The organism is Nocardia wallacei, from assembly GCF_029868745.1.
Classification (GTDB): Bacteria; Actinomycetota; Actinomycetes; order Mycobacteriales; family Mycobacteriaceae; genus Nocardia; species Nocardia wallacei_B.
Map to the genome: position 1 here is coordinate 1 of NZ_JARWOP010000125.1, position 25,153 is coordinate 25,153.

General features: G+C 69.2%; 22 protein-coding genes. 10 read left to right on the plus strand and 12 right to left on the minus strand.

Annotation, left to right across the window (positions count from 1 at the left end; genetic code table 11):
- Positions 1-306 precede the first annotated feature (306 nt).
- The 3 genes from QH470_RS10010 to zapE form a co-directional block, all read right to left on the minus strand.
- On the minus strand, positions 307-1,959 hold the full coding sequence (locus tag QH470_RS10010; RefSeq protein WP_280272017.1) for a TlrC/CarA/OleB/SrmB family ABC-F type ribosomal protection protein: 1,653 nt from the start codon (positions 1,957-1,959) through the stop codon (positions 307-309).
- Between the two features lie 218 nt (positions 1,960-2,177).
- Positions 2,178-2,987, minus strand: coding sequence for a tyrosine-protein phosphatase (locus QH470_RS10015; protein WP_280272018.1), 810 nt, complete (start codon positions 2,985-2,987; stop codon positions 2,178-2,180).
- Positions 2,988-3,121: 134 nt separating this feature from the next.
- Positions 3,122-4,138: a cell division protein ZapE gene (gene zapE, locus QH470_RS10020; RefSeq protein WP_280272019.1), complete on the minus strand. Its 1,017-nt coding sequence runs from the start codon at positions 4,136-4,138 to the stop codon at positions 3,122-3,124.
- 35 nt (positions 4,139-4,173) lie between these two features.
- Here zapE and QH470_RS10025 point away from each other — a divergent pair, with 35 nt between their 5' ends.
- The 3 genes from QH470_RS10025 (at position 4,174) to QH470_RS10035 (ending at position 7,986) form a co-directional block, all read left to right on the plus strand.
- Positions 4,174-4,947 (plus strand): pyrimidine reductase family protein, encoded by a 774-nt coding sequence (locus QH470_RS10025; RefSeq protein WP_280272020.1) that lies wholly within the window; start codon positions 4,174-4,176, stop codon positions 4,945-4,947.
- 32 nt (positions 4,948-4,979) lie between these two features.
- Complete coding sequence (locus QH470_RS10030; protein WP_280272021.1) at positions 4,980-6,548, plus strand: alpha/beta fold hydrolase; 1,569 nt, start codon at positions 4,980-4,982, stop codon at positions 6,546-6,548.
- Positions 6,549-6,627: 79 nt separating this feature from the next.
- Positions 6,628-7,986, plus strand: coding sequence for a glycosyltransferase family 87 protein (locus QH470_RS10035; RefSeq protein ID WP_280272022.1), 1,359 nt, complete (start codon positions 6,628-6,630; stop codon positions 7,984-7,986).
- Between the two features lie 94 nt (positions 7,987-8,080).
- Here QH470_RS10035 and QH470_RS10040 read toward each other — a convergent pair whose 3' ends face one another.
- Together QH470_RS10040 and QH470_RS10045 are read right to left on the minus strand one after the other, a co-directional pair.
- Entirely contained in the window at positions 8,081-8,284 is a 204-nt protein-coding gene (locus tag QH470_RS10040; protein ID WP_280272023.1) for a hypothetical protein, read from the minus strand.
- 22 nt (positions 8,285-8,306) lie between these two features.
- A complete protein-coding gene (locus tag QH470_RS10045; protein WP_280272024.1) occupies positions 8,307-8,669 on the minus strand; it encodes a hypothetical protein in 363 nt (120 codons plus the stop codon).
- Positions 8,670-9,012: 343 nt separating this feature from the next.
- On the opposite strand from QH470_RS10045, the gene QH470_RS10050 reads away from it, so the two are divergent.
- The 3 genes from QH470_RS10050 to msrB all read left to right on the plus strand — a co-directional run bounded on the left by QH470_RS10050 (position 9,013) and on the right by msrB (position 10,697).
- A complete protein-coding gene (locus QH470_RS10050) occupies positions 9,013-9,912 on the plus strand; it encodes a helix-turn-helix domain-containing protein (protein ID WP_280272025.1) in 900 nt (299 codons plus the stop codon).
- Positions 9,909-10,115 (plus strand): DUF397 domain-containing protein, encoded by a 207-nt coding sequence (locus tag QH470_RS10055; protein WP_280272026.1) that lies wholly within the window; start codon positions 9,909-9,911, stop codon positions 10,113-10,115. The genes QH470_RS10050 and QH470_RS10055 overlap by 4 nt, the downstream gene beginning before the upstream one ends.
- Positions 10,116-10,241: 126 nt before the next feature.
- On the plus strand, positions 10,242-10,697 hold the full coding sequence (msrB, locus tag QH470_RS10060; protein ID WP_280272027.1) for a peptide-methionine (R)-S-oxide reductase MsrB: 456 nt from the start codon (positions 10,242-10,244) through the stop codon (positions 10,695-10,697).
- 68 nt (positions 10,698-10,765) lie between these two features.
- On the opposite strand, the gene hemQ is transcribed toward msrB, so the two are convergent.
- Both hemQ and QH470_RS10070 read right to left on the minus strand, forming a co-directional pair.
- On the minus strand, positions 10,766-11,461 hold the full coding sequence (hemQ, locus tag QH470_RS10065) for a hydrogen peroxide-dependent heme synthase (protein ID WP_280272028.1): 696 nt from the start codon (positions 11,459-11,461) through the stop codon (positions 10,766-10,768).
- Between the two features lie 814 nt (positions 11,462-12,275).
- Positions 12,276-13,712 (minus strand): FAD-dependent oxidoreductase, encoded by a 1,437-nt coding sequence (locus QH470_RS10070; RefSeq protein ID WP_280272029.1) that lies wholly within the window; start codon positions 13,710-13,712, stop codon positions 12,276-12,278.
- Positions 13,713-13,857: 145 nt separating this feature from the next.
- On the opposite strand from QH470_RS10070, the gene QH470_RS10075 reads away from it, so the two are divergent.
- The gene (locus QH470_RS10075) at positions 13,858-14,217 is read left to right on the plus strand and encodes a hypothetical protein (protein ID WP_280272030.1); all 360 of its coding nucleotides are present in this window, start codon (positions 13,858-13,860) and stop codon (positions 14,215-14,217) included.
- A 5-nt stretch (positions 14,218-14,222) separates the two neighbouring features.
- Here the strand turns inward: QH470_RS10075 and hemE are convergent, their stop codons facing one another.
- Entirely contained in the window at positions 14,223-15,290 is a 1,068-nt protein-coding gene (gene hemE / locus QH470_RS10080) for a uroporphyrinogen decarboxylase (RefSeq protein WP_280272031.1), read from the minus strand.
- Positions 15,291-15,432: 142 nt separating this feature from the next.
- On the opposite strand from hemE, the gene QH470_RS10085 reads away from it, so the two are divergent.
- Complete coding sequence (locus QH470_RS10085; RefSeq protein WP_280272038.1) at positions 15,433-16,071, plus strand: DUF3000 domain-containing protein; 639 nt, start codon at positions 15,433-15,435, stop codon at positions 16,069-16,071.
- A gap of 22 nt (positions 16,072-16,093) precedes the next feature.
- A complete protein-coding gene (locus tag QH470_RS10090) occupies positions 16,094-17,365 on the plus strand; it encodes an HRDC domain-containing protein (protein WP_280272032.1) in 1,272 nt (423 codons plus the stop codon).
- A 133-nt stretch (positions 17,366-17,498) separates the two neighbouring features.
- Here QH470_RS10090 and QH470_RS10095 read toward each other — a convergent pair whose 3' ends face one another.
- Both QH470_RS10095 and dxs read right to left on the minus strand, forming a co-directional pair.
- On the minus strand, positions 17,499-18,302 hold the full coding sequence (locus QH470_RS10095; RefSeq protein ID WP_280272033.1) for an enoyl-CoA hydratase: 804 nt from the start codon (positions 18,300-18,302) through the stop codon (positions 17,499-17,501).
- A gap of 130 nt (positions 18,303-18,432) precedes the next feature.
- Positions 18,433-20,322 carry a 1-deoxy-D-xylulose-5-phosphate synthase gene (dxs, locus tag QH470_RS10100; protein ID WP_280272034.1) on the minus strand — a complete coding sequence of 630 codons (1,890 nt, stop codon included), beginning with the start codon at positions 20,320-20,322 and terminating at the stop codon, positions 18,433-18,435.
- Between the two features lie 238 nt (positions 20,323-20,560).
- On the opposite strand from dxs, the gene QH470_RS10105 reads away from it, so the two are divergent.
- Positions 20,561-21,238 carry an SIMPL domain-containing protein gene (locus QH470_RS10105; protein ID WP_280272035.1) on the plus strand — a complete coding sequence of 226 codons (678 nt, stop codon included), beginning with the start codon at positions 20,561-20,563 and terminating at the stop codon, positions 21,236-21,238.
- Between the two features lie 162 nt (positions 21,239-21,400).
- Here the strand turns inward: QH470_RS10105 and QH470_RS10110 are convergent, their stop codons facing one another.
- Both QH470_RS10110 and QH470_RS10115 read right to left on the minus strand, forming a co-directional pair.
- Positions 21,401-22,720, minus strand: a complete 1,320-nt coding sequence (locus QH470_RS10110; protein WP_280272036.1) for a class I SAM-dependent RNA methyltransferase — start codon at positions 22,718-22,720, stop codon at positions 21,401-21,403.
- Positions 22,721-22,835: 115 nt separating this feature from the next.
- Entirely contained in the window at positions 22,836-24,827 is a 1,992-nt protein-coding gene (locus tag QH470_RS10115) for an APC family permease (RefSeq protein WP_280272037.1), read from the minus strand.
- Positions 24,828-25,153: the final 326 nt, after the last annotated feature.

Below are 25,153 nucleotides of genomic sequence, written 5' to 3' on the forward strand. Positions count from 1 at the left end.
GAAGCGCCGCGCACGCTCGTTGTCCTGGTTGACCCCCAGCCAGACCCCGGCGTAACCACCGCGCCCGGCGTGCGGGCGGGCGGGCGCGCGCGCTGCGCGCCGCGGCCGCCCCCGCCCCGGCGGGGGGGGGGGCCCCCCCCCCCCGCCGCGCCCCCCCCCCCCCCCCCACGCCCGGCGCGGTGGTTACGCCGGGGTCTGGCTGGGGGTCAACCAGGACAACGAGCGTGCGCGGCGCTTCTACGCCAAGCACGGATTCCACACCGTCGGCACGAAGACCACCGCGGTCGGCACCCAGGTCTGCCTGGACTACGTCATGCAGAGACAGCTCTGAACGACGCCGCCGCGCACCGTGATTCGCGTTCCGGGCAGCCCCGCGCGCAGCCGCCGATCGTGGGTGACGACCACCAGCGCGCCGGTGTATCCCGCCAGCGCCTGCTCCAACTCCTCCACCAGAGCCGGTGACAGGTGGTTGGTGGGCTCGTCGAGCAGCAGCAGATCGGTGGGCTCGCTCACCAGCCGGGCCAACTCGATCCGCCGCCGCTGCCCGTAGGACAGCTCCCCGATCCGCAGTCCGAGCTCGCCGGGGCGAAACAGCCCCAGCGACAGCAACTCCTCGGCATACTCATCGGGATGTCCGCCGCGGTCCTCGGCATAGGCGCTCAGGACGGTCCACGACTCCGGCCACGGCGTCTGCTGCTGCCGCAGGTGGCCGACCCGGCCCCGGACCGTCACGGTGCCCGCGTCCGGCGCGAGTTCACCTGCCAGCAACCGCATCAGCGTGGTCTTGCCCGCGCCGTTGGGCCCGGTGACCACCAGCCGGTCGCCCGGCTCGATCCGCAGTTCGGGCACGCGCAGCCGATCGCCGACCGCGACCCCGGACAGCAGCGCCACCGGCCCGTCGGCAGCTCCGGTGGCGCGCCGCGGTTCGGCGGTGAACCGCAGCGGATCCGGCGGCGGTGCAACGGGTTCGGCGGTCAACCGGGAGACCCGCTCCTTGGCGTTGCGGATGCGCACCACCGCCCCGTGCCCCCGCCCGCGGGTCCGGAATGATCCGTGCCCGAACACCGCCAGCGGCAGCTTGCGCGGAATGGCCTCCAGCCGAACCACATTCGACTCCGCGAGGCGACGGTTGCGATCCAACTCCGCGCGCCAGCGCTCGAATTCCAGTTGCTGCCTGCGTCGTTCGGCGGCCTTGGCGGCGCGGTACCCGGCGTACCCGTTGCCGTGCCGGGTGATCCGGCCCGCCTCCACCTCGAGCACAGTCGACGTGATGCGCTCGAGGAACACCCGGTCGTGGGTGACCGCGACCACCATGCCGCGGTGCGCCGCCAGGTGTTCCTCCAACCAGGCGACCGCGGTGTCGTCCAGGTCGTTGGTGGGCTCGTCGAGCAGGAGCAGTTCGGGCGCGGCCGCGAGGGTGGCCGCCAGCGCGAGCCGGGACCGTTCGCCACCGGACAGGGTGCCCAGCGGACGCGCGCGGTCCAGGCCGGGCAGGCCGAGCGCGGACAGTGCCACGTCGACCCGCTGATCGGCCAGGTAACCGCCACGGGCTTCGAAGCGGGTGATCAGGTCGCCGTAGGCGGCCAGGCGGTCGTCGAGCGTTTCGCCTTGCGCGGCACCGTGTTCCAGTTCGGTTTCCAGTGCGCGCAGTCGGCGCTCGAGCTCCCGCAGGTCGGCCAGTGCGTGGTCGATCGCCGCGGCGACGGTGGCGGATTCGGGCAGGCCGAGGGTCTGCGGCAGGTAGCCGATACCGTCGGGGGCCTGCACCGTCACCGCACCGTTGTCCGGATGTTCGGACCCGGCGAGCAGGCGCAGCAGCGTGGACTTTCCGGCGCCGTTGTCGCCGATGACACCCACTTTCTCGCCGGGCTTCACGGTCAGCGAGACGCGATCGAGGATCAGCCGGTCGTCGTAGCGCTTGGTGACGTCGGAAAGGGTGAGTTGGGCAGCGGTAGGCATACGAATCCTCCTGTCTCCGGCAGTGCCGGATGTCGATGGACCCGCACAGCACGAATCAGTGAAAAAGCCTGAGCTGTGCGGGATTCGACGCGGAGCGTGGCTCTACGCGTCGGGTTTCGACTACAGAAGGATCAACAAAGTGCCCATACCGGACATAAAGGTAGCCGCGGTCGGTAGCCGTGTCAACGGGAATACTCCGGCAGGGCCGGAAGTCGCTGTCAGGACAGCATTTTCGCGCGCAGCGCGGCGATATCGTCCTCGGTCAGTTTCAGGCCGTCGCGCACGTAGTTGTCGAAACTGCCGTAGCTCTGGTCGACCTGGTCGAAAGCGGCGTCGAGCGCCGGGAGCACCACGCCGTTGAGCGAGTCGTCCGGCCCGGCATTGCGGTAGTAGTTCGACAGCAGATAGTCGTAGTTCACCGTGTCGCGGTCCACACCGAGAAGGGTGAGCAGGACCGCCGACGCCCAGCCGGTTCGGTCCTTGCCCGCGGTGCAGTGAAACAGCACCGCGCCGTCGCGGGTGTCGATGATGTCGCGCAGTATCGCGGCGAAGGCCTCGTTCGCGCCCGGCGCGGTGATGAACGCGCGGTACAGATCGGGCCCGGCGGTCAGAGTCGAGGCCAGGACCTGCGGCGGCGCTTGCCCGATCACGTCCACCATCTGCTGGGTGGCGCCCGCGGGCACTCGATCCGGGGCGAACGCGCGCTCGAAGGAGGTGCGCAGGTCGGCGTCGATCCGCACGCCCTGATCGGCGAGCACGGCCAAGTCGGCGTCGGTGGCCTTGCTCAATTCGCCGCTGCGGAACACCAGCCCCGTCGCCACCGTGCGGCCGTCGGTGGTGCGGTAGCCGCCGAGGTCGCGGGCATTCTGCACACCCTGCAGTGCCAGCGAGCGATCAACGGTGCCGTCGAGGACCGAGGTGGTCGCGGCGGGCGGATCGGCGGCCAGCGCGGTACCCGCCACAGGAGCGAATGCGAGGGTAGCGGCGACGGCCAGCGCCGCGGTGCCGCGGGTCGAACGACGAACCATGACAGCTCCCATCCTCGGGCCGACAGTCCGGCGGCCATCGTGCGGATGGCACGGTCATCCCTGTCGGCGAACTCGATTGCTCACCTTACGCCGACTGGTCAGTCGCTCAGACGGGCAGCTCGGCCCCGATTCACTCAGGCAGATACCTCGAACCGGGACAGCGCCAGTAGCCGCGAGATCGCGCGCAGATACTTCTTGCGGTAGCCGCCGCCGAGCATCTCCTCGGAGAAGATCCGGTCCAGCTTCACCCCCGACACGGTGACCGGAATGCCGGCGTCGTAGAGCCGGTCGGCCAGCACCACCACGCGCAGCGCCACCGCCTGATCGGTGACGGTGTGCACGTTCGACACGAACACCGCCGACACGCCGGAGATCAATGCCCCGTACCGCGACGGGTGCAGCGTGCTCAGGTGCTGCAGCAGTTCGTCGAAGTCGTCCAGGGTGGAACCCGGTGTGGCCGCGGCCTTCTCGGTGAGCCGATCGGACGCGGTCGGCTCCGGCGCGGGCGGCAGGTCGCGGTGGCGGTAGTCCGGGCCGTCGACGCGCACGGCGTCGAACAGCGAACCCAGCTTGCGGATCTCGCGCAGGAAGTCCTGAGCGGCGAACCGGCCCTCGCCCAGCTGATCCGGCAGCGTGTTCGAGGTCGCCGCCACCGACACCCCGCGCGCGGTCAGCTCGGTCAGCAGCCGCGACACCAGCATGGTGTCGCCCGGATCGTCGAGTTCGAATTCATCGATGCACAGCACGCTGTTGCCCGCCAGCCGATCCACGGCGTTGGTGAAGCCGAGCGCGCCGACCAGATTGGTGACCTCACCGAAGGTGCCGAACGATTTCGGCGCGGGCGAGGCATGGTAGATCGAGGCCAGCAGGTGCGTCTTGCCGACGCCGAATCCGCCGTCGAGGTACAGCCCGGCACCGTCGACCTGCTTCTTCTTCCCGAACAGATTCTTCTTCCCGGCCGCCGCGTGGATCTTCGCGACCTTCCCGGCGAACTGCTCGGCCTTCTCCACGGCCGCCGCCTGGGTCGGCTCCTTCGGATCCGGGATGTAGGAGGCGAAACTCACCTCGTCGAAGGTGGGCGGCGGCACCATCTGGGCGATGAGCTGATCGGCCGGAACCTCCGGATGACGATCGGCGAGGCGTTGTTGCACGCGAGTAGCGTACTGACGTGGTGTGATCGGAACTTATGCAGCGTGCTCCCAATGCGATCCAGTTCACAGCGCTCACCAAGGACGACCTGGTGCGGCTGTACGCCTATCCCGCCCGGCTCGAATCGCCGTGGATCAGAGTCAACTTCGTGTCCAGCATCGACGGCGCGGTCACCGTGGACGGGCGGTCCGGCGCGCTCGGCACGACCGCCGACCACGATGTCTTCATGATCCTGCGGGATCTCGCCGACGTGGTCCTGGTCGGCGCGGGCACGGTCCGGGCGGAGAACTACGCCGGCGCCCGCACCGATACGCACCGGCGCACCCGCCTCTACCAGCACGGCCTCGGCGGAGCCCCGGACGGCGCGCCGCCGCCGGTCGCGGTCGTCAGCGCCAGCGCCGCCCTGGACCCGACCTGCCGGTTGTTCACCGACACTCAGCGCGCGCCGCTGGTGTTCACCACCGCGGCCGCCCCCGCCGAGCGCAAACGGTTGCTCGCCGAGGCGGGCGCGGAGGTGATCGAAGCGGGCGACACCATGGTCACCGGCGCGGACCTGCGGGCGGCGCTGGCGGCCCGCGGGCTGCTGCGGGTGCTGTGCGAGGGCGGGCCGTCGCTGTTCGGCGAACTGATCTCGGCCGGTGCCGCCGACGAGCTGTGCCTGACCCTGTCTCCCCTGCTCGTCGGGGGTACGGCGGGTCGAATCGCGGTGTCGCCCAATGCGTTGCCGACCCCGATGGCCCTGCGGCAGGTGCTCGTCGACGACGACGGCACGCTGCTGACCCGATGGGAGCGCGCAGCGACCCAAGGCTGAAACGGCGCGCCGGACCTGGCAGGCTGTAGCGCATGCGCTGGACTCGGGCCGCCTTGCTGGCGACGTCATCGCTGACGGTTCTCCTCACTGTCGCCGCGTGCGGCGCGGGGCCCTCGGAGCGGCCCGGCGTCGCGGTCGAGCGACCGCACGAGGCCGGTGGCGCGAAATCGACAGTCTCGGCGGCGCCCGCGCCACCCGCGCTGCAGTCCCCCAAAACCGACCTGAGCTGGCGTGACTGCGCGGTGCCCACCTTCAATCTGCTGGGTCTGGGCGCCCCGCCCGCCGGCGTGATCATCGAATGCGCCGAGTACTCGACGCCGATCGACGCCGGCGGCGCCATCCTCGGCACCTTCCGCAACGGCGCGGTGCGAGCCCGGCTGCAGCAGACTCCGGCCGGAGCCGCACCGCTGGTGCTGACCTCCGGCAGCGATCGTTCCTCCACCGCCACCGTCGCGGGCCTGGCCGCCGGACCGGCCGCGGCGGTGCTGGCCGAACACCCGATCGTCGCGGTGGACCGCCGCGGCATGGGCAGTTCGCAGCCGATCGACTGCATGCCCCTCGAGACCCGTCGCGCGGTGGCCGACAACGGCCAATCCGCCCCGGGCGGCGGCGATCCCGTGGACACCATGGCCAAGCTGAGCCAGGACGCGACCATCGCCTGCCAAGACTTCCTGCAGCCGTATCAGGGCACCTTCGACGCCGCGCACGCCGCCGACGACATCGAGCAGCTGCGCAAGCAATGGCAGGTGGACACGATCGCGCTGCTCGGCACCGGCAACGGCGCCCGGGTGAGCATGAGCTACGCCGCCAAATACGGCGATCACCTCTCCCGGCTGGTGCTCGACTCCCCCGAGGCCGTCAACGCCGACGCGGTCGGGCGGGCCGAGCAACGGGTCAAGGGCGCGGAGGCGGCGCTGACCGGTTTCGCGCAGCGCTGTGCCGCGATCGGGTGCGCGCTGGGCGCCAATCCCCGTGCGGCCGTGACCGATCTGGTGAACCGCGCGGCGGCCGGACAGCTGGGCGACCTGTCGGCGGGCGTACTGCTCACCACCATTTCCGGCTTCCTCGGCGACCCGCGCGCCGACCAGGTCGGCCACATCACCGAACTCGCCGACGCGCTGGCCGCCGCAGGGCGCGGCGATCGCGGCTCGCTCGACAACCTGGTGCTGCGCGAATCGGCGGCCGTCGACTCGGACGGGCAGTTCGTCGCCCGCTGCAGCGACAACCAGCAGCCCGCCACGCCGACTCGGGCCAAGGACCTCGTGACCGCCTGGGGCGGGCAATATCCGGCGTTCGGCAAGGCCGCCGCGACCCGGTTGATGGCGTGCAGCGCGTGGCCGGTACCCAGTCCGCCGCAGCTGCCGGAGAAGTACTCCGGCCCGGTCTTGGTGCTGGGCGCCGCCGCGGACCCGGTGGTGGGCGGCGACGGACGGCCCGCGGTGACCGGCGTGCTCGGCGCGGCCGGGGCGCGCACCGCCTCCGTCGAGTGGCAGGGCTGGGGTCATCCGGTCTTCACGCACACCGGCTGCGCCCAGCGGTACATCAACGAATACGCGAAGGAGGCGAAGCTGCCGCAGGACGGCACCGCCTGCCCCGCCTGAGACGGTATTCGCGACACGAACGCACGCCGAACACCGGGTCCGAGCAACCATTCGAAGGTTTCCGGTGTACCGTGCCCCAGTGTTCCTTCGCCAGCTCGAGCCTCGCACTGCTCGGACCACCACCGAGGTCCTGAACTTCGCACTGTGGCCGTTCGCGGTCATGACCGTGCTGCATCAGGTATTCATCGAGGGCACCAACTTCAACATCACCGATGATTTCGCGCCCGTCTACCGGGCGTCGCTGGCCTTCCTCAACCGCCAGCCGATCTACGGTGAGAACTTCGACCTCGTCGATCCCCATTACCTGTACCCGCCCAGTGGCACCCTGCTGGTCGCGCCGCTCGCCGTCATCGACCCGGAGAAGTCGAAGTGGCTGTTCGTGGCGCTGAACGCGGTGGCGATCGTGCTGGCGTGGTACCTGCTGCTGAAGCTGTTCAAGCTCAGCGTGCGCTCCTACGCCGCGCCGCTGACGCTGCTGCTGATGTTCGCCTCCGAAACCGTCATCAACACACTGGGTTTCGGCAACGTCAACGGCTGCATTCTGCTGGCCGAGGTGCTGTTCATCCACCTGTTGCTCGGGCGGCGGGACCTTTGGGCCGGGCTGGTGATGGGGCTGTCGATCGCGGTGAAACCCACGCTGGCGCCCCTGCTGCTGATACCGCTGGCACGGCGGCAGTGGCGAGTGTTCATCACCGGGCTGGGCGTGCCGGTGGCGCTCATGGCGATCGCGTGGCCGCTGATCAAGGATCCGATGGATTACCTGCACCGGACCCTGCCCTATTCGCTCAAAGCGCGCGACTACTTCAACAGCTCGATCCCCGGCAGCGCCGCGTACTGGGGCCTGGACTCGTGGCTGACCTGGACCATCCGCATCCTGCTGGGCGCGGTCGTGCTGGTCTCGCTGTGGCTGCTGTACCGCTACTACCTGCACGACGAGCTGTTCTTCATCTGCACCGCCGCGGGCGTGCTGCTGACCGCCGAATTCGTGGTGACCGCGCTGGGCCAGCAGTACTACTCGATGCTCCTGTTCCCGTTCCTGATGACGGTGGCGCTGCGCAATTCGGTACTGCGGAACTGGCCTGCGTGGCTGGCCATCTTCGGCTTCATGACCTACGAGAAATGGCTGCTCGACCACTGGCAGAGCACCGGGCGCACGCTCGAGTACCTGCGCGTCACCCTCGGCTGGAGCCTGCTGCTGATCGTGGTGTTCTGCGTGCTCGGCGACCGCTACCTGGCAGCCCGGCGCGACGGGCGGCTGAGCTCGGGAATCGACCCTGTCTTCCTGCTGCCCGACGGCGTGAAACCGCCGGAACCCACTGCCCCATCGACGGCACCCCCGGCCGAACACCACAACGGCAACAACATCTCCGACACAACCGGCGAAGACGAGAACCGAGCCGAGCCCCGCACGCAATCTCAAGCGAGCGCACTCACGTAACCCCCGCAGCCCCGTCATCCCGGCATACGCAGCCCCCGTCATCCCGGCATACGCAGCCCCCGTCATCCCGGCATGCTTTTGGCCGGGATCCATCTCACTCATCAAGGATCCGCTCGATCAGGTCGAGCGTCGCGGCCGTGTGGATCTGCTCGCCGTCTTCGGCGTCGAGCAGATGCCACGCATGCGGCGACCCCCAGCCGCGGACCAGCCAATAACCCGCCCGCCCGGCCCGCGCCGCGAGTTCCCGGACCCGCCGCGTCGCCGGGTCGGTCAGGGGCCGCAAATGCCTGTCGTTCACCCAGCCCACCTCCATAGGTGCTCTACTCGGACTTCGTCGGATATCCGGACACAGCTCTCCGGCGCATTCGCCGATATGTGCTTTCCGGATCAACCGTGATGACGGTGGCGATCTCGTGCAATTTCCGCGGAATGTCCGAGCCGTCGAGATGATGCAGCGCAGGAATGAAGACGGCCTCGACTCCGAGATGTTCGACCACATTGACCAGCCGCTGCATCGGCCGGTCGGTCCGACTGCTGAACGCGACAGTTTTCACGAGGTTGTATCCCAAACGCTTTGCATGCGAACGTATTTTCTCTTCGTCGGCAGACTGCCGTAATCCGGAAACATCCTTGTCCAGATAGCCGATTGCCACCGGGCTCTTGAACACTTCCGCCCAGCTCACGGCTCCTCCCCGTACGAGTTCGACTTTCGAACCGGAACATGTTGTGGCGGTTCACCTTTGGCTCTGCTCATCAAAAAACTCCCTGGGCTTCGATGCTGGGTGTAGGGTGTACCCGGCTCGCAGCGCCGGACGGGGAGAGAACGTCAGCCGCGCAACCGGGTACACAACGGGGATCGAAGCACACGCAGAACTCATTTGGATCATCCGATTAGTAATTCGCGCCAATTTCTACGTTGTCCCAGTGGACGATCCAAAATAAGTCCGCGCGGTGTTCCACAGAATTCGGTACCCGTGATCCACGAGTAGGGCTACACGTGATCCACGACCGACGGAGGAACCACACATGAGCGGGACCAAGGGCCGACCGACGAATGCGAACCCGACCACCGGCGTGCCCCGGCGGCAACTGGGCCGCTACCTGCGCGACATGCGCCAGGCCTACGGCATGTCGATCCGCAACGCGGCCAAGGCAATCGGCGTCGGCGACGGCACCTTACAGCGCCTCGAAACCGGCGCGGCATCGGTGATCCACGACGAGCACCTGGAGGCGCTGTGCGAGCTGTACGAGCGCCCAGACATGCTCTCCGCGCTGAAGGCCCTTGCTGCACAAGGGAAGAAGCCGAACTGGTGGCATCAATACGGAGACGTGATCCCGGAAACCTTCAACCTGTACGTGGGTCTAGAAGCAGCGGCGAAGGACCTGCACATCTACCGGCCCGACTTGATTCCCGGCCTGTTCCAGACACAGGATTACGCTCGCGCGCTCGATACGCTCTACTTCCCGGATGACACACTCCCCGAACTCGAACGGCGCATCCGCGTCCGACGTGAACGGCAGAATCTCATCATGCGGAAGGTGTCTCCCGTATCGGTTGACCTGGTGGTCGACGAAGGAGTCCTCCGCCGCGTCGTCGGCGGGCCGCAAGTCATGTCGAACCAGCTCCGGTACCTTGCCGACATGCCCGCCAATGTGCGAGTTCGAATCCTGCCCAACTCCGCGGGTTTCCCGCTGGGCACCGCGACAGGGCCCTTCATACTCCTGGACTTCGGAGTAGACAGTAGGGGCTATCCCCACGAGCCGCCCGTGGTCTATGTCGAAAGCTACACGGGGAACATATATTTGGAGCAAACAGAAAGCGTGCGAAGGTATCGCAAGGCTTTCGACGTGATCCACGGGGTAGCGTTGGGAGTTCCAGACAGCAAGCTTCTGCTACGGCAGACGGCTAAGGAGTACGCGCGGTGAACATAGATCTGACCGGGGCGAAGTGGTTCAAGTCCAGCTGGAGTTCAGGCGGCAACGAGTGCGTGGAGGTAGCCCACCTCGCCACAGGCATGGTCGGCGTTCGCGACTCCAAGAACCCGACCGGCCCCGCGCTCGTCTTCACCCCGAGTGAGTGGGAAGCGTTCACGGGTGGCGTGAAAGACGGAGAATTCGACCGGGCGTAAGACCCGGATCCGATAATTTCCTGAGCGGATGAAAGTAGGCCCTGCAGAAAGCAGGGCCTACTTCGTTTCGGTCTTGTGCGATGCGGCCGCGCCTCGGCGACCGCTGCGAGCCATTAGACTGTGCGCATGAGTTCCGACTCCGATACCTCACTACCGGCACCGAAGATTCAGCTCTCGCCGCAGGAATGGCGGGCGCGGTTGTCGCCGCAGGAGTACGCGGTGTTGCGGGAGGCGGGGACCGAGCGTGCCTACACCGGCGAGTACACCGACACCGAGACCGGCGGGGTGTACGCGTGCCGGGCCTGCGGCGCGGAGCTGTTCCGCAGCACGGAGAAGTTCCACTCGCATTGCGGCTGGCCCTCGTTCTTCGACCCGGCCGACTCGGACGCGGTGCTGCTGCGTACCGACGACTCGCTGGGCATGCGCCGCGTCGAGGTGCTGTGCGCGAACTGCCACAGCCACCTCGGCCACGTCTTCGAAGGGGAGGGCTATCCGACCCCGACCGACAAGCGGTACTGCATCAACTCCATCTCGTTGCGCCTGCACCCCTCGGACAACGCAACAGACGGAGAGGACGGATGAACCTTACGACCGGAGCCGTATCCTCCGCATGACCCGAAAATCCGGGGCTGCCGGTGTCAGTGACCGGTTCAGGGCAGGGCGGCGATCAGCTTCTCGACCTCCACGCGCGGCCCGGTGAAGAACGGGATCTCCTCGCGGACGTGCCGGCGCGCCTCGGTGGCGCGCAGGTCGCGCATCAGGTCGACGATGCGGTGCAGTTCGGGGGCCTCGAAGGCGAGAATCCACTCGTAGTCGCCCAGCGCGAACGACGACACCGTGTTGGCGCGCACGTCGGGATAGCCGCGGGCCTCCTTGCCGTGGTCGGCGAGCATCTTGCGGCGCTCCTCGTCGGGCAGCAGGTACCAGTCGTAGGACCGCACGAACGGGTAGACGCAGATGTAGTTGCCCGGCTCCTCGCCCGCGAGGAAGGCCGGGACGTGACTCTTGTTGAACTCGGCGGGGCGGTGCAGTGCGGCATTGCTCCACACGGGCGCGCTGGCCCGGCCCAGTTCGGTGGTGCGGCGGAAGTCGGCGTAGGCGGACTGCAACTCCTCGATGCGCTCGGCGTGCGTCCAGATCATGAAATCGGCGTCCGCCCGCATGCCCGCGACGTCGTAGATGCCGCGCAGCACCACGCCGCGCTCGCCCAGCGAGTCGAAGAACTCCCTCGCCTCCTTGATCGCCGCCTCCCGATCCTCACCCAGCACCCCGGGCTGCACCTGGAACACCGAGAACATCAGGTACCGGATGGTCGAGTTGAGAGCCTGGTAATCGAGTCGCGCCATGCCCCCATCCTGCCACTGCCGATCACACCCCCGCACCGCCGCACCCCGTGCATGTTCCCGCACCCCGACTCGCCGCCGAAACGCCGTGCGCGACAAGGCAAAGCGTGCGGGAATCCCCAGCTGTCGGTACCCGCTGCCACGCTCCACCCATGCCACAAATCACCCACACACCACACCTCCGTCCCACCACCGCGACCCCGCCGCCGACCGCCTCACCCCATCGCCCCAAAGCCACTACACAATGCAATCGGCGCACACGTGCCAGCACCCCCTCGGCGACAACCATGTCCGAGACCCCCAAGCGATACGGCCAGCCAAGTTTCGCGAGCCCACGCTCAACACCCACGGCACCAAAGGCCGGCGGACAAACGAATCAGCCGAGCCGCACCAGCCCTCGCTCGGCGGTCGCCGTGCCCGAGGTCAGCGGGCGATACGGTACGCCGGGTAGTGCAAGCACGCGCCCGAAGCCCGCAGCACCCATCACCACCAAGCAAAGCAATCAGCCAAGTTGCACCAACACCCGCTCGGCAACCGCCGTGCCCGCAGTCCGCAGCCGATACGGCCAGCCGCGTTGTACGACTGCGCGCCCGACACCCACGGCACCCAAAGCCGCCCGGCAAAACAATCAGCCGAGGTGCACCAGCACGCGGCCGACGGTCGCCGTGCCCGAAGTCAGCAGCCGATACGGCCAGCCGCGTTGTGCAAGCGCGCACTCGACACCCACAGCACCAAAAGCCACCCAGCAAAACAATCAGCCGAGGCGTGCCAGCACCCGCTCGGCAACCGCCATGCCCGAGATCAGCGGGCGATGCGATCAGCCGAGATGTGCCAGTACGCGCTCGGCGGCTGCTGCGCCGGAAGCCGCGCAGGCGGGGACGCCTACGCCGTGCAGGTATGCGCCCGCGACCGCGAGGCCCGGCAGATCGGCGAGACCGGCTTCGATGGTGGCGACGCGGTCGAGGTGGCCGGGAGCGTATTGCGGGAGGCCGCCGTGCCAGCGCTGGACCCGGGCGGCGACAGGAGTAATCGGGATACCGGTCACCGTTGAAAGGTCCGCGGCCGCGGCGGCAATCAAGTCGTCGTCGGACCAGGACAGCAGCGAGTCGTCGCCGAAACGCCCGAAGGACGCGCGGACGAGTGCGACCTCGCGGGTGGCCAGGTGCGGCCACTTGCGGCTGGAGAGCGTGAATGCCTTGGCGCGCAAGGGTTCGCCGGTGGCGACCAGAATGCCGGAGTTGTCGGGCAGCGGCGTATCCACGGGCAGCGCCAGGGCGACGACCGCCGACGAGGACAGCTCGATCCCAGCTGTCGCGGCCGCTGCGGCAGGCGCCACCGCACGCAGCAGGGTTGCCGTCACCGGCGCGGGGGTCGCGAGGACCACCGCGTCCAACTCGCCCACCGCGTCCGCCGCGACCACCGAGCCCATCCCGTCCACCGGGTCCGTCTTGCCCACCGAACCCATCTCGCCCGCCGAGTCCATCCCACCCACCAGGTCGAGCCGCCAGCCATTCGACGTCCGCGTCAGTTCCCTTGGGGTACAGCTAGTTTCGAGAGCGGGCGCGGCGGCTTTCAGCAGCGCGTCCAGCAGCACCCGGTATCCGTCGCGGATGCCGCCGAAGACAGGTGCGGTCGAGGGCGGCGGCAGTGCGTCGGTGACCGCCTGTGACAGGCTCGCCGCGCCCGCGTCGAGGGCGGCGGCCAGGGTCGGCAGCGCGGCCCGCACGCCGATCGAATTCGCCAGTCCCGCATACACTCCCCCGAGCAGCGGATCCACACTGCGCCGCACCACCTGCTCCCCGAACCGGGCGGCGACGAGTTCACCGACCGCCATGTCACCGCCGCGTACCCAGTCGAACGGCCGCGCGGGCTCGTCCGCGATCCATGCCAGCGTCGCCTCGTCCACCAGCCCGGCCACTGCCTCCGGCCCGGCCGGAATTCCCATCAGCGTGCGTTCCGGCAGCGGGTGCGCCGCCCCTCCCGACCAGATGAGTGGGCGTTTCCCCGCCGGGTACACCAGCTGGTCCGCCAAACCCAATTCGTCCAGCAGAGCGGGGATTTCGGGCCGACGGCCCACGAACGCCTCCGCCCCCAGGTCGACCGGCTCCCCCGCGATATCGTCGGTGCGCAGAATGCCGCCGATCCGCTCGGACCGCTCCAGCAGCACCAGCTCGAGTTCCGGGCCCAGCGCCTTCCGGAGCCGATACGCGGCCACCAGCCCGCTGATCCCCGCACCCACCACCGCGATCCGCATCGATCACTCCTCGCCCGCTCACACCGTCGCACGCGGGCGGCCGCACCCCTGCGGACCACCGCATGCCCTGTTCTGGAAGGTACCCGCACCAGCGCGACCGACCGTTACGGGCCACCGACCTCGCCGCGGCACATACGGTGGCCGCATGGAGATTCCCGACCTGGCAGAGCTGATCTGGCTGTTCGAGGACGAGCCGACCCGGGGGCACGACGATCTCGACTGGCCGGTGGGGCTGCACTCGTTCCGCTTGACCCGGCGCAGCACGACCGTGCTCTTCTCGCTGGACCCGACGGCCGGAGACGCCTACTTGAGCATGTACTCGGGCGACGAGGAGATCGCCTATCTGGGGCGCCTGCGCCGGGTCGACCGGCTGACCGTGCTGCGCGAGCCCGACCGCGAGGGCCTGCGGCTGTGGTTCCACGGCGACACGCACGAACCGCTGACACTGCACACCAAGCCCGGCATCCGATTGTCCTGGGACGTGCGGCCGCTCGGGGAGTGGTAGCCCGCCTACAACGGCACGGGCAGGTTGTGGATCAGCTCGACCGTGGCGGTGATGGCGCCCGGGTCGGTCTGGGGCAGCACACCGTGGCCGAGGTTGAAGATGTGGCCGGTGGCGCCCATCGCGATCGCCTCGTCGGCCTCGTGGGCGATGCGGCGCACCTCGCGCTCGATCACTGCGGGCCCGGCGAACAGCACCGCGGGATCCAGGTTGCCCTGCAACGCCTTTCCTGCACCGACCCGGCGTACCGCGTCGGTGAGCGGCACCCGCCAGTCCACCCCGACCACGTCGGCGCCCGCCTCACCCATCGCGCCCAGCAGCTCCCCCGTGCCCACCCCGAAGTGGATGCGCGGCACGCCGGCGGCCGCCAGCTCGGCGAACACCCGCGCCGAATGCGGCAGCACGAACTCCCGGTACTGCGCGAGCGACAGCGCACCGGCCCAGGAGTCGAACAGCTGCACGGCGTCCACGCCGGCGCCGAGCTGCGCGCGCAGGAATTCGATGGTGATGTCGGTGAGCAGGCCCAGCAGCGTATGCCAGGTGTCGGAGTCGGCGAGCATCATCGCCTTGGTGCGCTCATGGTTCTTGCTGGGTCCGCCCTCCACCAGATAGGAGGCGAGAGTGAAAGGGGCACCGGAGAATCCGATCAGCGGCGTGCCGCCGAGTTCGTCCAGCAGCAGCCGCACACCGTCGATGACAGCGCCGACCTCCTCGCGGCGCAGCCGGGGCAGGGCGCGCACATCGTCGGCGGTACGCACCGGATTCGCGATCACCGGTCCCACGCCGGGCACGATGTCGAGGTCGATTCCGGCCGCCTTGAGGGGAACGACGATGTCGGAGAACAGGATCGCCGCGTCGACCCCGTGCCGCCGAACCGGCTGCAGCGTGATCTCGCACAGCAGCTCGGGATCGAAGCACGACTCCAGCATGCCGACGCCCGCCCGCACCTCCCGGTACTCGGGCAGCGACCGCCCGGCCTGCCGCATGAACCAGACGGGACGCCGGTTCGGCGTGCCGCCGGTGGCGGCAGCGAGGAACGGCGCATCGGACAACCGGCGGCGAGTTGGAGTGCTCATCACCGCTATCGTATGCGGGCTCGCGATCGGTCTTCGCCACGCGGTCGACGGTCACCGACGCACATCCTCACTGCGAACGCCAGAATGCACGCAGCGGCGCGCCTCCGACCGCCTCGGGCCGTTCAGGTCTACCGTCACCTTCGTGACACCGCTCGACTTCCGCGACGGCGCCGCACCGACCCCGGGCCCGGACAGCGAACCAGCCCAGTTTCGCGCCGCGGTCGATGCGATGGGCAGCGCATCCGTGCACCCCAGGATCGAGCTTGCACCGATCCGGCCGCCACAGCGCCTGGCACCTTATTCATACGCCATCGGAGCCGAAGTCAAACATCCGGACGCGAACGTGGTTCCGGTCGATTCCGAGGGCGACGCGTTCGGGCGGCTGATCCTGCTACACGACCCCAACGGCCACGAGGCCTGGCACGGTGTGTTCCGTCTCGTGGCCTACATCCAGGCCGATATCGACGCCGCGCTGGCCGGCGATCCGCTGCTGCCGGAGGTGGCCTGGAGCTGGCTGGTGGACGCCCTGGAATCGCGGGCCGAGCCGTTCACCGCGCTGGGCGGCACCGTCACCTCCACCAGTTCGGTCCGCTACGGCGATATTGCCGGTCCCCCGCGGGCCTACCAGCTGGAGCTGCGAGCATCCTGGACGGTTGGCTCCACAGATCTCGGACCACACGTCGAGGCTTTCTGCGAAGTACTGGCCTACGCGGCCGGTTTGCCGCCCGCGGGCATAACTCATTTGCGGCCGCGTCCGCAGATTGCCGACGACCAGTTCTGACCGCCACGTAAAGTTCTGGGCTATGCCCGTTGCCGACGAGTCCGAGAACCCCACGCGGATCGAAGGGAACGACGATGCCGTCGTGCCATTGCTGGCGCCGGTGGACGGCGTGCCACCGGTGCTCGAGACGGCCGCGGCCGTCGCCGACGCCGCGGCCCGCCTCGCCGCCGGCGCGGGACCGCTGGCCGTGGACGCCGAGCGCGCCTCGGGGTTCCGCTATTCCAACCGCGCCTATCTGATCCAATTGCGCCGCCGGGGGTCGGGGACCTTCCTCATCGATCCGATCCCGGTGACCGACGCGCTCGCGCCGCTGGCCGAGGCGATCAACGACCTGGAGTGGGTGCTGCACTCGGCGGACCAGGATCTACCCGGGCTGGCCGAACTGGGGCTGCGGCCGGCGCGACTGTTCGATACCGAACTGGGCGGGCGGCTGGCCGGGTTCGAGCGGGTCGGGCTGGCGGCGATGGTGGAGAAGCTGCTGGGCCGCGAGCTACGCAAGGGGCACGGCGCGGCCGACTGGTCGACCCGCCCGTTGCCCGCGGAATGGCTGAACTACGCCGCTCTCGACGTGGAGCTGTTACTCGAGTTACGCGACGAGGTCGCGGCCTCGCTCGAGAAGCAGGGCAAGACCGAGTGGGCGGCACAGGAATTCGAGCATGTGCGCACCACCGAGCCCGCCGCGCCGAAGGCCGACCGCTGGCGGCGCACCTCCGGTATCCACGCCCTGCGCCGCACACGTCAGCTCGCCGTGGTGCGCGAATTATGGTCGGCCCGTGACCAGTTGGCGCGCCACCGGGATGTGGCGCCGGCGCGGGTACTGCCGGATTCGGCGATCATCGCTGCGGCGCAGGCGGATCCGAAATCGATCGGCCAATTGCGCGCGCTGCCCGTCTTCGGCGGCCCGCGCCAGCGGCGGCATTCGCGGGAGTGGCTGGCCGCGGTGGACCGGGCCCGGGCACTACCGGAATCCGACCTGCCGACACTGACCCAGCCCTACGACGGTCCGCCCCCGGTGAACCGCTGGGAGCGCCGCGATCCGGTCGCCGCCGCCCGCCTCACCCGCGCTCGCGCCGCCATGAGCGAACTGTCGGAAGAACATTCGATACCGGTGGAAAACCTGCTCACCCCCGACCTGCTGCGCAGGCTGTGCTGGGACGGGCTACCGGAATTCCGCTCCGGCACGGCCCCGGACGCCCCCGCCCAAGCCATCGACGACTACCTGAAAGCCGGAGGCGCGCGTCCATGGCAGCGCGAGCTCGCCGCCCCCCGCCTGGCAGCCGCGCTGTTCGACTAGCGCCTGCGGTGATCCCTGCGCCATTCCGGCATGCTTCTGGCCGGAATTCAGTGCGCTGACGTGGTTCCCGGCCAAAAGCATGCCGGGATGACGATCGTCTAGCTGGGTCGCCTTGCCGCCGTGGAGCGCCCGCTCAGTCCTCGTACACCGGGGTGCGGCGGTCTCGGCGGGCGCGGATCGCCTCGTCGAAGTTCTCCGTGGTCAGCCGGACGTACAACTGTGCGGTGCCCTCGTGTTGCATGTGGGATTCGAAGCTGCCCGCCTCCATTCCGCTCCACAGCATGCGCTTGGTGAGTTCGGTGCCGACCCGGCTGAATCCGATAATGCGCTCCGCCAGGTCGTAGCACGCGTCGAGGAGTTCCTCCGCGAGCACCGTGCGCGAGACCAGGCCGATGCGCTCGGCCTCGGCGGCGTCCACGTCGCGGCCGGACAGCATGATCTCGAAGGCCCGCGACGCGCCGATGGCCCGCGGCAGCAGATAGCTCATGCCCAGTTCGGTCGAGGCGAGCCCGTTGTTGATGCCCGCCGCGCGGAAATAGGCGCCCTCGGCGGCGAGGCGGATGTCCGCGCCGACACTCAGACAGAAGCCGCCGCCGATGGCCGCGCCGTTCACCGCCGCGATCACCGGCTGATGCATGCGGCGCAGCGCGATCATCACGTCGTTGAGCAGGTCCATCGAGCGGCGCGCGACGGTAGTGCGGGTGAGCCCGCCGACATTGGGCACCTTGCCCGCGCCTTGCAGGTCTGCCCCGGAGCAAAAGCCGGAACCAGCGCCGGTGAGCACCACCACGCGCACGTCGTTGTCGGCGGCCACCGCCTCCAGCGTCTCGCGCAGCGGGACCATCACGTCGAAGGCCATGGCGTTCATCCGCTCGGGGCGGTTCAGGGTGACCAGCGCGATCTGCGGACGCGGCTTCTCGACGAGTACGAACGACATGCGACTACCTCCCGGACGACTGGGAGGAACTGTAACCTGTTACAGAATCTTCGCGAAAGTCCCGAGCCGACAGCCGAACCGGACGACGCGACGGCCGACGGCTACCCGGAGGTCGGGTACCGGCGGAGGTTCAGATCCCGCCCAGCCAGCCGGTGACCCGGCGGGCGATGTCCTCGGGAGTGAGACCCAACTCCTGATGGATCTGGGCGCGTGAGCCGTGGTCCAGGAATTGCTGCGGCACACCGAGATCGCGGGTCGGCACGTCCATGCCCGCCGCGCGCAGCCGCGACGACAGCGTGCAGCCGATGCCGCCGTGCATGCCGCCGTCCTCGATGGTGACGACCAGCCGGTAGTTCTCGGCCAGCTTCACCACCGTGTCGGAGACCGGCAGCACCCAGCGCGGATCCAGCACGGTGACCGAGAAGCCTTCGGCGGTCAGCAGATCCGCGGCCTGCACGGCGTGCTGGGCGAACGGACCCACCGCGACCAGCAGCACGTCGCCGCGGACGGTCTGCGCGGTCCCGCCCTCGGGCATGCGCAGCACGTCCACGCCGTCCAACCGCTCCACCGCCGAGAGGTCCTCGGGCACAGCGCCTTTCGGGAAGCGGACGGCGGTCGGGCCGTCCTGCACCGACAGCGCCTCGGCCAGTTCCTCGCGCAGGGTCGTCGCGTCGCGCGGGGCCGCGACGCGGATGCCGGGCACGATCCCCAGCACCGACAGGTCCCACATGCCGTTGTGGCTGGCGCCGTCGTCGCCGGTCACCCCGGCCCGGTCGAGCACCAGGGTCACCGGCAGGCGCAGCAGCGCCACGTCCATCAGCAACTGGTCGAAGGCGCGGTTGAGGAAGGTCGAGTAGATGGCGACCACCGGGTGCAGCCCGCCCAGGGCGAGGCCGGCCGCGGAGGTCATGGCGTGCTGTTCGGCGATGCCGACATCGAACATGCGATCCGGGAAGCGCTTGCCGAAGGGAGTCAGCCCGGTCGGGCCGGGCATGGCGGCGGTAATCGCGACGATGTCGTCGCGCTGCTCGCCCTGACGGATCAGCTCATCGGAGAACACCGAGGTCCAGCCGACGGACTTGCCGCCGCGCGGCTGGCCGGTCGCCGGATCGATGGCGCCGATCGAGTGCATCTGATCGGCCTCGTGGTCCTCGGCATGCCGGTACCCGTGCCCCTTCTGCGTGACCACGTGCACGATGGCCGGGCCGCCGAAGTCCTTGGCGCGCCGCAGCGCAGCCTCCAGCGCGGCCGTATCGTGACCGTCGACCGGGCCGAGGTATTTCAGGCCGAGATCGCTGAACAGTTCCTGCGGGGCCACCGCGTCCTTGATCCCGGCCTTGAGTGCGTGCAGCATCGAATACGCCGAGCTGCCCACGTGCGGAATCCCTTGCACGAACCGCTTGGTGGCGTCGAGCGCCTGCTCGTAGGCGGGCTGCATGCGCAGCGCGCTGAGCCGGTCGGCCAGACCGCCGATGGTCGGCGAGTAGGAGCGGCCGTTGTCGTTGACGACCACGATCAGCGAGCGGTCCGGTCCGGCGGCGATATTGTTCAACGCCTCCCAGCACATGCCGCCGGTGAGCGCGCCGTCGCCGACCACCGCGACCACGTGCCGCCGCTGGCCGGTCAGCGCGAACGCCTTGGCCAGGCCGTCGGCGTAGGACAGCGAGGCCGAGGCGTGCGAGGACTCCACCCAGTCGTGGGCGCTCTCGGACCGGCTCGGGTAGCCGGACAGCCCGCCCTGCTTGCGGAGCGTGTCGAACCCGTCCTGGCGGCCGGTGAGGATCTTGTGCACGTAGGCCTGATGGCCGGTGTCGAAGATGATGGGATCGGCCGGCGAATCGAAACTTCGATGCAGCGCGATCGTCAACTCCACCACTCCGAGGTTCGGTCCCAGATGACCACCCGTCACCGCGACCTTGCGAACCAGGAACTCGCGAATCTCCTCCGCGAGTTGCTCGAGCTCCGACGCCGTGAGCCGGCGCAGGTCCTCGGGCGTATCGACCCGGGAAAGAACTCCCACCGCTATTACTCCCTCTGGATGGCTCGTTAGTTTCAGACAGTCTACGGAGCCGTCCAGGACCCTGATGACCAGAATGGCAAGCGCGCCCAGGACACTGCGGCGTGTTGTGAGGCGTGACATATCCGCACCGGACCACCTGCTGGGCAACGGCTGTGCGACAGGGCAGTATCGAGAACACTGCTCGGACGCGTCGGAGGCGGACCGGGTGGCCGCACCGATCACCCACGCAGGAGGCCGGATGACCGACGACGACCGACACCACCCCGCCACCGTCACCACCTTCGGGCACGGGACCGCCCACGGCACGCCGGACCTGATGCAGGTGTCGATCTCCATCGAGACCCGCGCGAGTACGGTCGCGCTCGCCTACGGCCAAGCCGGTGAGCGCACCGCGGCAGTCACCGCCGCGCTGCGCGGGGACGGCGTGCGCTCCACCGACATCGGCACCAGCGGGCTGTCGGTCCGCACCGAGACCACGTGGACCGAGGACAGCGGCTCCCGCATCACCGGCTACGTGGCGACCACCGCGCTGACCGTGTCGCTGCGCACGGACCGGACCGACTCCGGCGATCCCGATCCGGCGACCGTGGTGGCCCACGCCGTCGAGGCGGGCGGCGACGACGTCCGTCTCGGCGGGCTGAACCTCACCTTCGCCGACACCGAAACCCTGCTGGTGCGCGCCCGCGACGCCGCCTGGGACGACGCCCACGCCAAGGCCACCCGCTACGCCGCCCGCGCCGGCCGCGCACTGGGCCCCGTACTCGAGATCACCGAGAACACCACCGCCGCCCCCGCCCCGCTCGGCGGCTCCGAGTTCAAAATGGTCGCGATGGCCGCCCCGGCCTCCCCCGTCCCCATCGAATACGGCGAATCCGAACTCTCCGCCACCCTCCGCGCCACCTGGCTTCTGGACTGACGGGCACAACAACCGCCGCCAGGCCCTCCACGCGCATTCAGTGAGGCCGCACTCGCCGTGGCGTCTGGCGACCGCGTAGCCGAATTCGCGCAAGAGTCGCCGGGCCGTGGAGCGGGCTCAGGACACCTTTGCCGTACTTGCGCCGTAGGAATGGTGTGGCGGTCAGGGACTGGTGCGCTCCAGGAGGGCGAGGCATTCGACGTGGTGGGTGGCGGGGAAGGCGTCGAAGGCGCGGAGGTGGGTGACGTGGTAGCCCGCTGTGCGGTAGAGGCCGATGTCGCGGGCGAAAGAGGCTGGGTCGCAGCCGATGTGGACGATGCGGGCGGGGGTGGCGGCGGCCAGGGCGGTGATCACGCCCTTCCCGGCACCGGCGCGTGGCGGGTCGAGGACGACGACTTGTGGTGTGGGCGAATCGGTTCGGTCGGTCAGCCAGCGTTCCACGCGCTGCGCGCTCAGGCCGACCGTGGGCAGGTCGCGCAGTGCGGCGGTGCCGTCGGCCACCGCCGAGCGCGCGGTTTCGACGCCGTGCACCACACCTGCGACCCCCACCTGCTCGGCGAGACGGGCGGCGAATACGCCCGCGCCGCTGTAGAGATCCCACGCCGTGGCACCGGGCTCGGCCGCCGACCATTCCGCGACCACATCGGAATAGCATTGCGCCGCACCGATATGCGGCTGCCAGAAACCGGTCGCCGACACCTCCCAGCGTCGTCCGGCCACGTACTGGACCGCCCGCCCGCTGCCTTCGACGATCCGTTCGGGCCGGGCCGCGTGCGCCGCCGCCCGCCGCGCCGCGGTGCTGCGCCGATCTCCGCCGTGGCGACCACCCTGCCGCGTGGGCGCCAGCTCCACGATGTGCCGCAGGCCGTCTCCGTCGACGGCAACGACGAGTTCCGCGCCCGGCGTCCACGTCCGCTCGGCAATGCCGTCCATGGCGCCCGAAACCGGTTGCGGGCAGCGCAGATCCGCCAGCACATCGGTGCTGCGATACCGGTGCACCCCCGCGCGCCCGTCCGCATCGACAACCAACCGCACCCGAGTCCGCCACCCGCCGGCCCCCTGCGCGTTCGGCCGGTGCTCGAACACACTGCCGCCCAACGGGATAGGCTCCACCTCGACCTCGGTCTCCCAGCCCGCCACCCGGCGCAACTGCTCGGCGACCACGGCGGCCTTCAGTTCCCGCTGCGCACGGGGTGTCGCGAAGGAGAAGTCACAGCAACCGGCCCCGCCCGGGCCCGATACCGGGCACGTCGCGGGCACGCGATCCGGCGACGCCTCCAGGATCTCGACCGCGTCGGCCCGGCAGAACGACTTCCCGCGATCCTCGGTCACCCGCGCCCGCACCAGTTCCCCCGGCAGTCCGTGCCGCACGAACAGCACCCGCCCCTCGTACCGCGCGACACAGAACCCACCGTGCCCGGGGGCACCCAGCCGAACCTCGAAAACTTCCTCCTCCCAATCACTTCCACGCCCGGCGCTCATCGCCCACCCACCGACACGACGGCGGGGCGGTCGTCACACCACCGGTGAGCAGGCCAGAACCGCTCTGAGCAGCATCGGGCCGTGAACCTCGCGACACACCTCAGGCGCTGTCCCGTCATTGCCGCTCGCCGTAACCTCGGCGCACCGCACCCGGCGCGCTCTCGATGCCCGCCTGCCCGGCCTTCGCCGAGGAGGAACTCAACTGCCACGGCACGCTGGTCACCATCACGCCGGGCTCGAACAGCAACCGTCCCTTGAGGCGCAGGGCGCTCTGGTTGTGCAGCAACTGTTCCCACCAGTGCCCGACTACGTATTCGGGGATGAACACCGTCACCACGTCGCGGGGCGCGTCCTTGCGGACGCGCTTGACGTAATCCACTACGGGCTTGGTGATCTCGCGGTACGGCGACTCGACCACCTTCAGCGGCACCGGGATATCGCTCTTCTCCCACTCCCGCACCAGCTGGCGGGTGTCGGCCTCGTCGACGTTCACCGTGACCGCCTCGAGCATGTCCGGCCGGGTCGCGCGCGCGTAGGCGATCGCGCGGCGGGTCGGCAGGTGTAGCTTCGACACCAGCACGATGGAGTGGGTGCGGCTGGGCAGGACCCCGTCCCAGGTCTGCTCGTCGAGTTCGGTCGACACCGAATCGTAGTGGCGGCGAATCATTCTCATCAGCACGAAGATCGCCGCCATGGTGACGATGGCGATCCAGGCGCCGGCCAGGAACTTGGTGAGCAACACGATGATCAGCACCGCGCCGGTCATGGTGAGCCCGATGCCGTTGATCACCCGCGACCGCATCATGCGCCGCCGCAGCGCCGGATCGGTCTCGGTGCGCAGCAACCTGGTCCAGTGCCGCAGCATGCCGGTCTGACTCAGCACGAACGACACGAACACGCCCACGATGTAGAGCTGGATCAGCCGCGTCACCTCGGCGCCGAACAGCACCACGAACGCGATCGCGGCGCCGGAGAGGAACAGGATGCCGTTGCTGAACGCCAGCCGGTCCCCGCGAGTGTGCAGCTGGCGCGGCAGGAACCGGTCCTGCGCCAGGATCGAGCCGAGCACCGGGAACCCGTTGAACGCGGTATTGGCCGCGAGCACCAGGATCAGCGCGGTCACCACGGTCAGGAAGTAGAACCCGGCCGGGAAGCCCTGGAACACCGCGTGCGCCAGCTGCGCGATCAGCGTCTTCTGCTGGTAACCGGCCGGCGCGCCGACCAGATCGGCGGCGTCGTGCGCGTAGACCAGGCCGATCCGGCGCGCCAGCAGGATGATGCCGATCAGCAGCGAGATCGCGACCAGCCCGAGCATCAGCAGCGTGGTCGCGGCATTGCGGGACTTGGGTTTCCGGAACGCCGGCACCCCGTTGCTGATGGCCTCGACACCGGTCAGTGCCGCACAGCCGGACGAGAAGGCCCGCGCGATGAGGAAGGCGAAGGCGATGCCCTGCAGATGCGCGTTCTCGCCCTCCAGGGCGAACCCGAACGATTCGGCGTGCACCTCGTCACCGAACACCTCGATCCGCACGAATCCCCACGCCAGCATGAGGAACATGCCGACCATGAACGCGTAGGTCGGAACGGCGAACATGGTCCCCGACTCCCGCACGCCACGCAGATTCATCGCGGTCAGCACGACGATCGCCACGACCGCGAACAACACCTTGTGGGTATCGACGAACGGCACCGCCGAACCGATATTCGATGCCGCCGAGGAGATCGATACCGCGACGGTCAGCACGTAGTCGACCAGCAGCGCGCTGCCCACCGTCAAACCCGCTGTCGGCCCGAGGTTCACCGTGGCGACCTCGTAGTCACCACCACCGGACGGATAGGCGTTCACGTTTTGCCGATAGCTGGCCACGACGACCGCCATCACCGCCGCCACCGCCAGCCCGACCCACGGCGCGTACACGTAGGCCGACAGCCCCGCCGTGGACAGGACGAGAAAGATCTCCTCGGGGGCATAGGCCACCGAAGACAGGGCATCGGAGGCGAATACCGGCAGCGCGATTCGCTTGGGCAGCAGCGTATGACCCAATGAATCGCTACGGAATGGGCGGCCGACCACCATTCGCTTCGCGGCCGTCGTCAACTTGGACACTCCTGCGAGCATAAGGCAGTCCCGCCCGCCCGCGCCCAGCCGCCGTGGCCTCGATTCCCGCGCGCCGCGCGACGGTTGCTCCGCGGATGCCGACCGCACCCGCCATGCCCTGCGGCGGGTTTGAAGCGCGGACGGAGGGGGAACGTGGGTGTGGTCGATGGTCAGCGGGTACGGTTCCACCCACAGGGAACCAGACCGCACATCACGGTTTTCGGGAATTGGGGTTGGCAGGGTGTACGTAGTGATCATGGGGTGCGGGGGGGGGGGGTGCGCCCACCCCCGCCCCCAGGGCCCGGTCGGGGACGACCTGGCGCGGGTAGACCGGG

Bases quoted from the DNA above. Each gene is read 5' to 3' on its own strand.
- QH470_RS10075 (WP_280272030.1), top strand. From the start codon at position 13,858: ATGGAGATTCCCGACCTGGCAGAGCTGATCTGGCTGTTCGAGGACGAG.
- msrB (WP_280272027.1), top strand. From the start codon at position 10,242: ATGAGTTCCGACTCCGATACCTCACTACCGGCACCGAAGATTCAGCTC.
- hemQ (WP_280272028.1), bottom strand. From the start codon at position 11,461: ATGGCGCGACTCGATTACCAGGCTCTCAACTCGACCATCCGGTACCTG.
- QH470_RS10095 (WP_280272033.1), bottom strand. From the start codon at position 18,302: ATGTCGTTCGTACTCGTCGAGAAGCCGCGTCCGCAGATCGCGCTGGTC.
- QH470_RS10050 (WP_280272025.1), top strand. From the start codon at position 9,013: ATGAGCGGGACCAAGGGCCGACCGACGAATGCGAACCCGACCACCGGC.
- QH470_RS10015 (WP_280272018.1), bottom strand. From the start codon at position 2,987: ATGGTTCGTCGTTCGACCCGCGGCACCGCGGCGCTGGCCGTCGCCGCT.
- QH470_RS10025 (WP_280272020.1), top strand. From the start codon at position 4,174: ATGCAGCGTGCTCCCAATGCGATCCAGTTCACAGCGCTCACCAAGGAC.
- QH470_RS10070 (WP_280272029.1), bottom strand. From the start codon at position 13,712: ATGCGGATCGCGGTGGTGGGTGCGGGGATCAGCGGGCTGGTGGCCGCG.
- QH470_RS10030 (WP_280272021.1), top strand. From the start codon at position 4,980: ATGCGCTGGACTCGGGCCGCCTTGCTGGCGACGTCATCGCTGACGGTT.
- hemE (WP_280272031.1), bottom strand. From the start codon at position 15,290: ATGAGCACTCCAACTCGCCGCCGGTTGTCCGATGCGCCGTTCCTCGCT.
- QH470_RS10010 (WP_280272017.1), bottom strand. From the start codon at position 1,959: ATGCCTACCGCTGCCCAACTCACCCTTTCCGACGTCACCAAGCGCTAC.
- QH470_RS10105 (WP_280272035.1), top strand. From the start codon at position 20,561: ATGACCGACGACGACCGACACCACCCCGCCACCGTCACCACCTTCGGG.
- QH470_RS10110 (WP_280272036.1), bottom strand. From the start codon at position 22,720: ATGAGCGCCGGGCGTGGAAGTGATTGGGAGGAGGAAGTTTTCGAGGTT.
- QH470_RS10090 (WP_280272032.1), top strand. From the start codon at position 16,094: ATGCCCGTTGCCGACGAGTCCGAGAACCCCACGCGGATCGAAGGGAAC.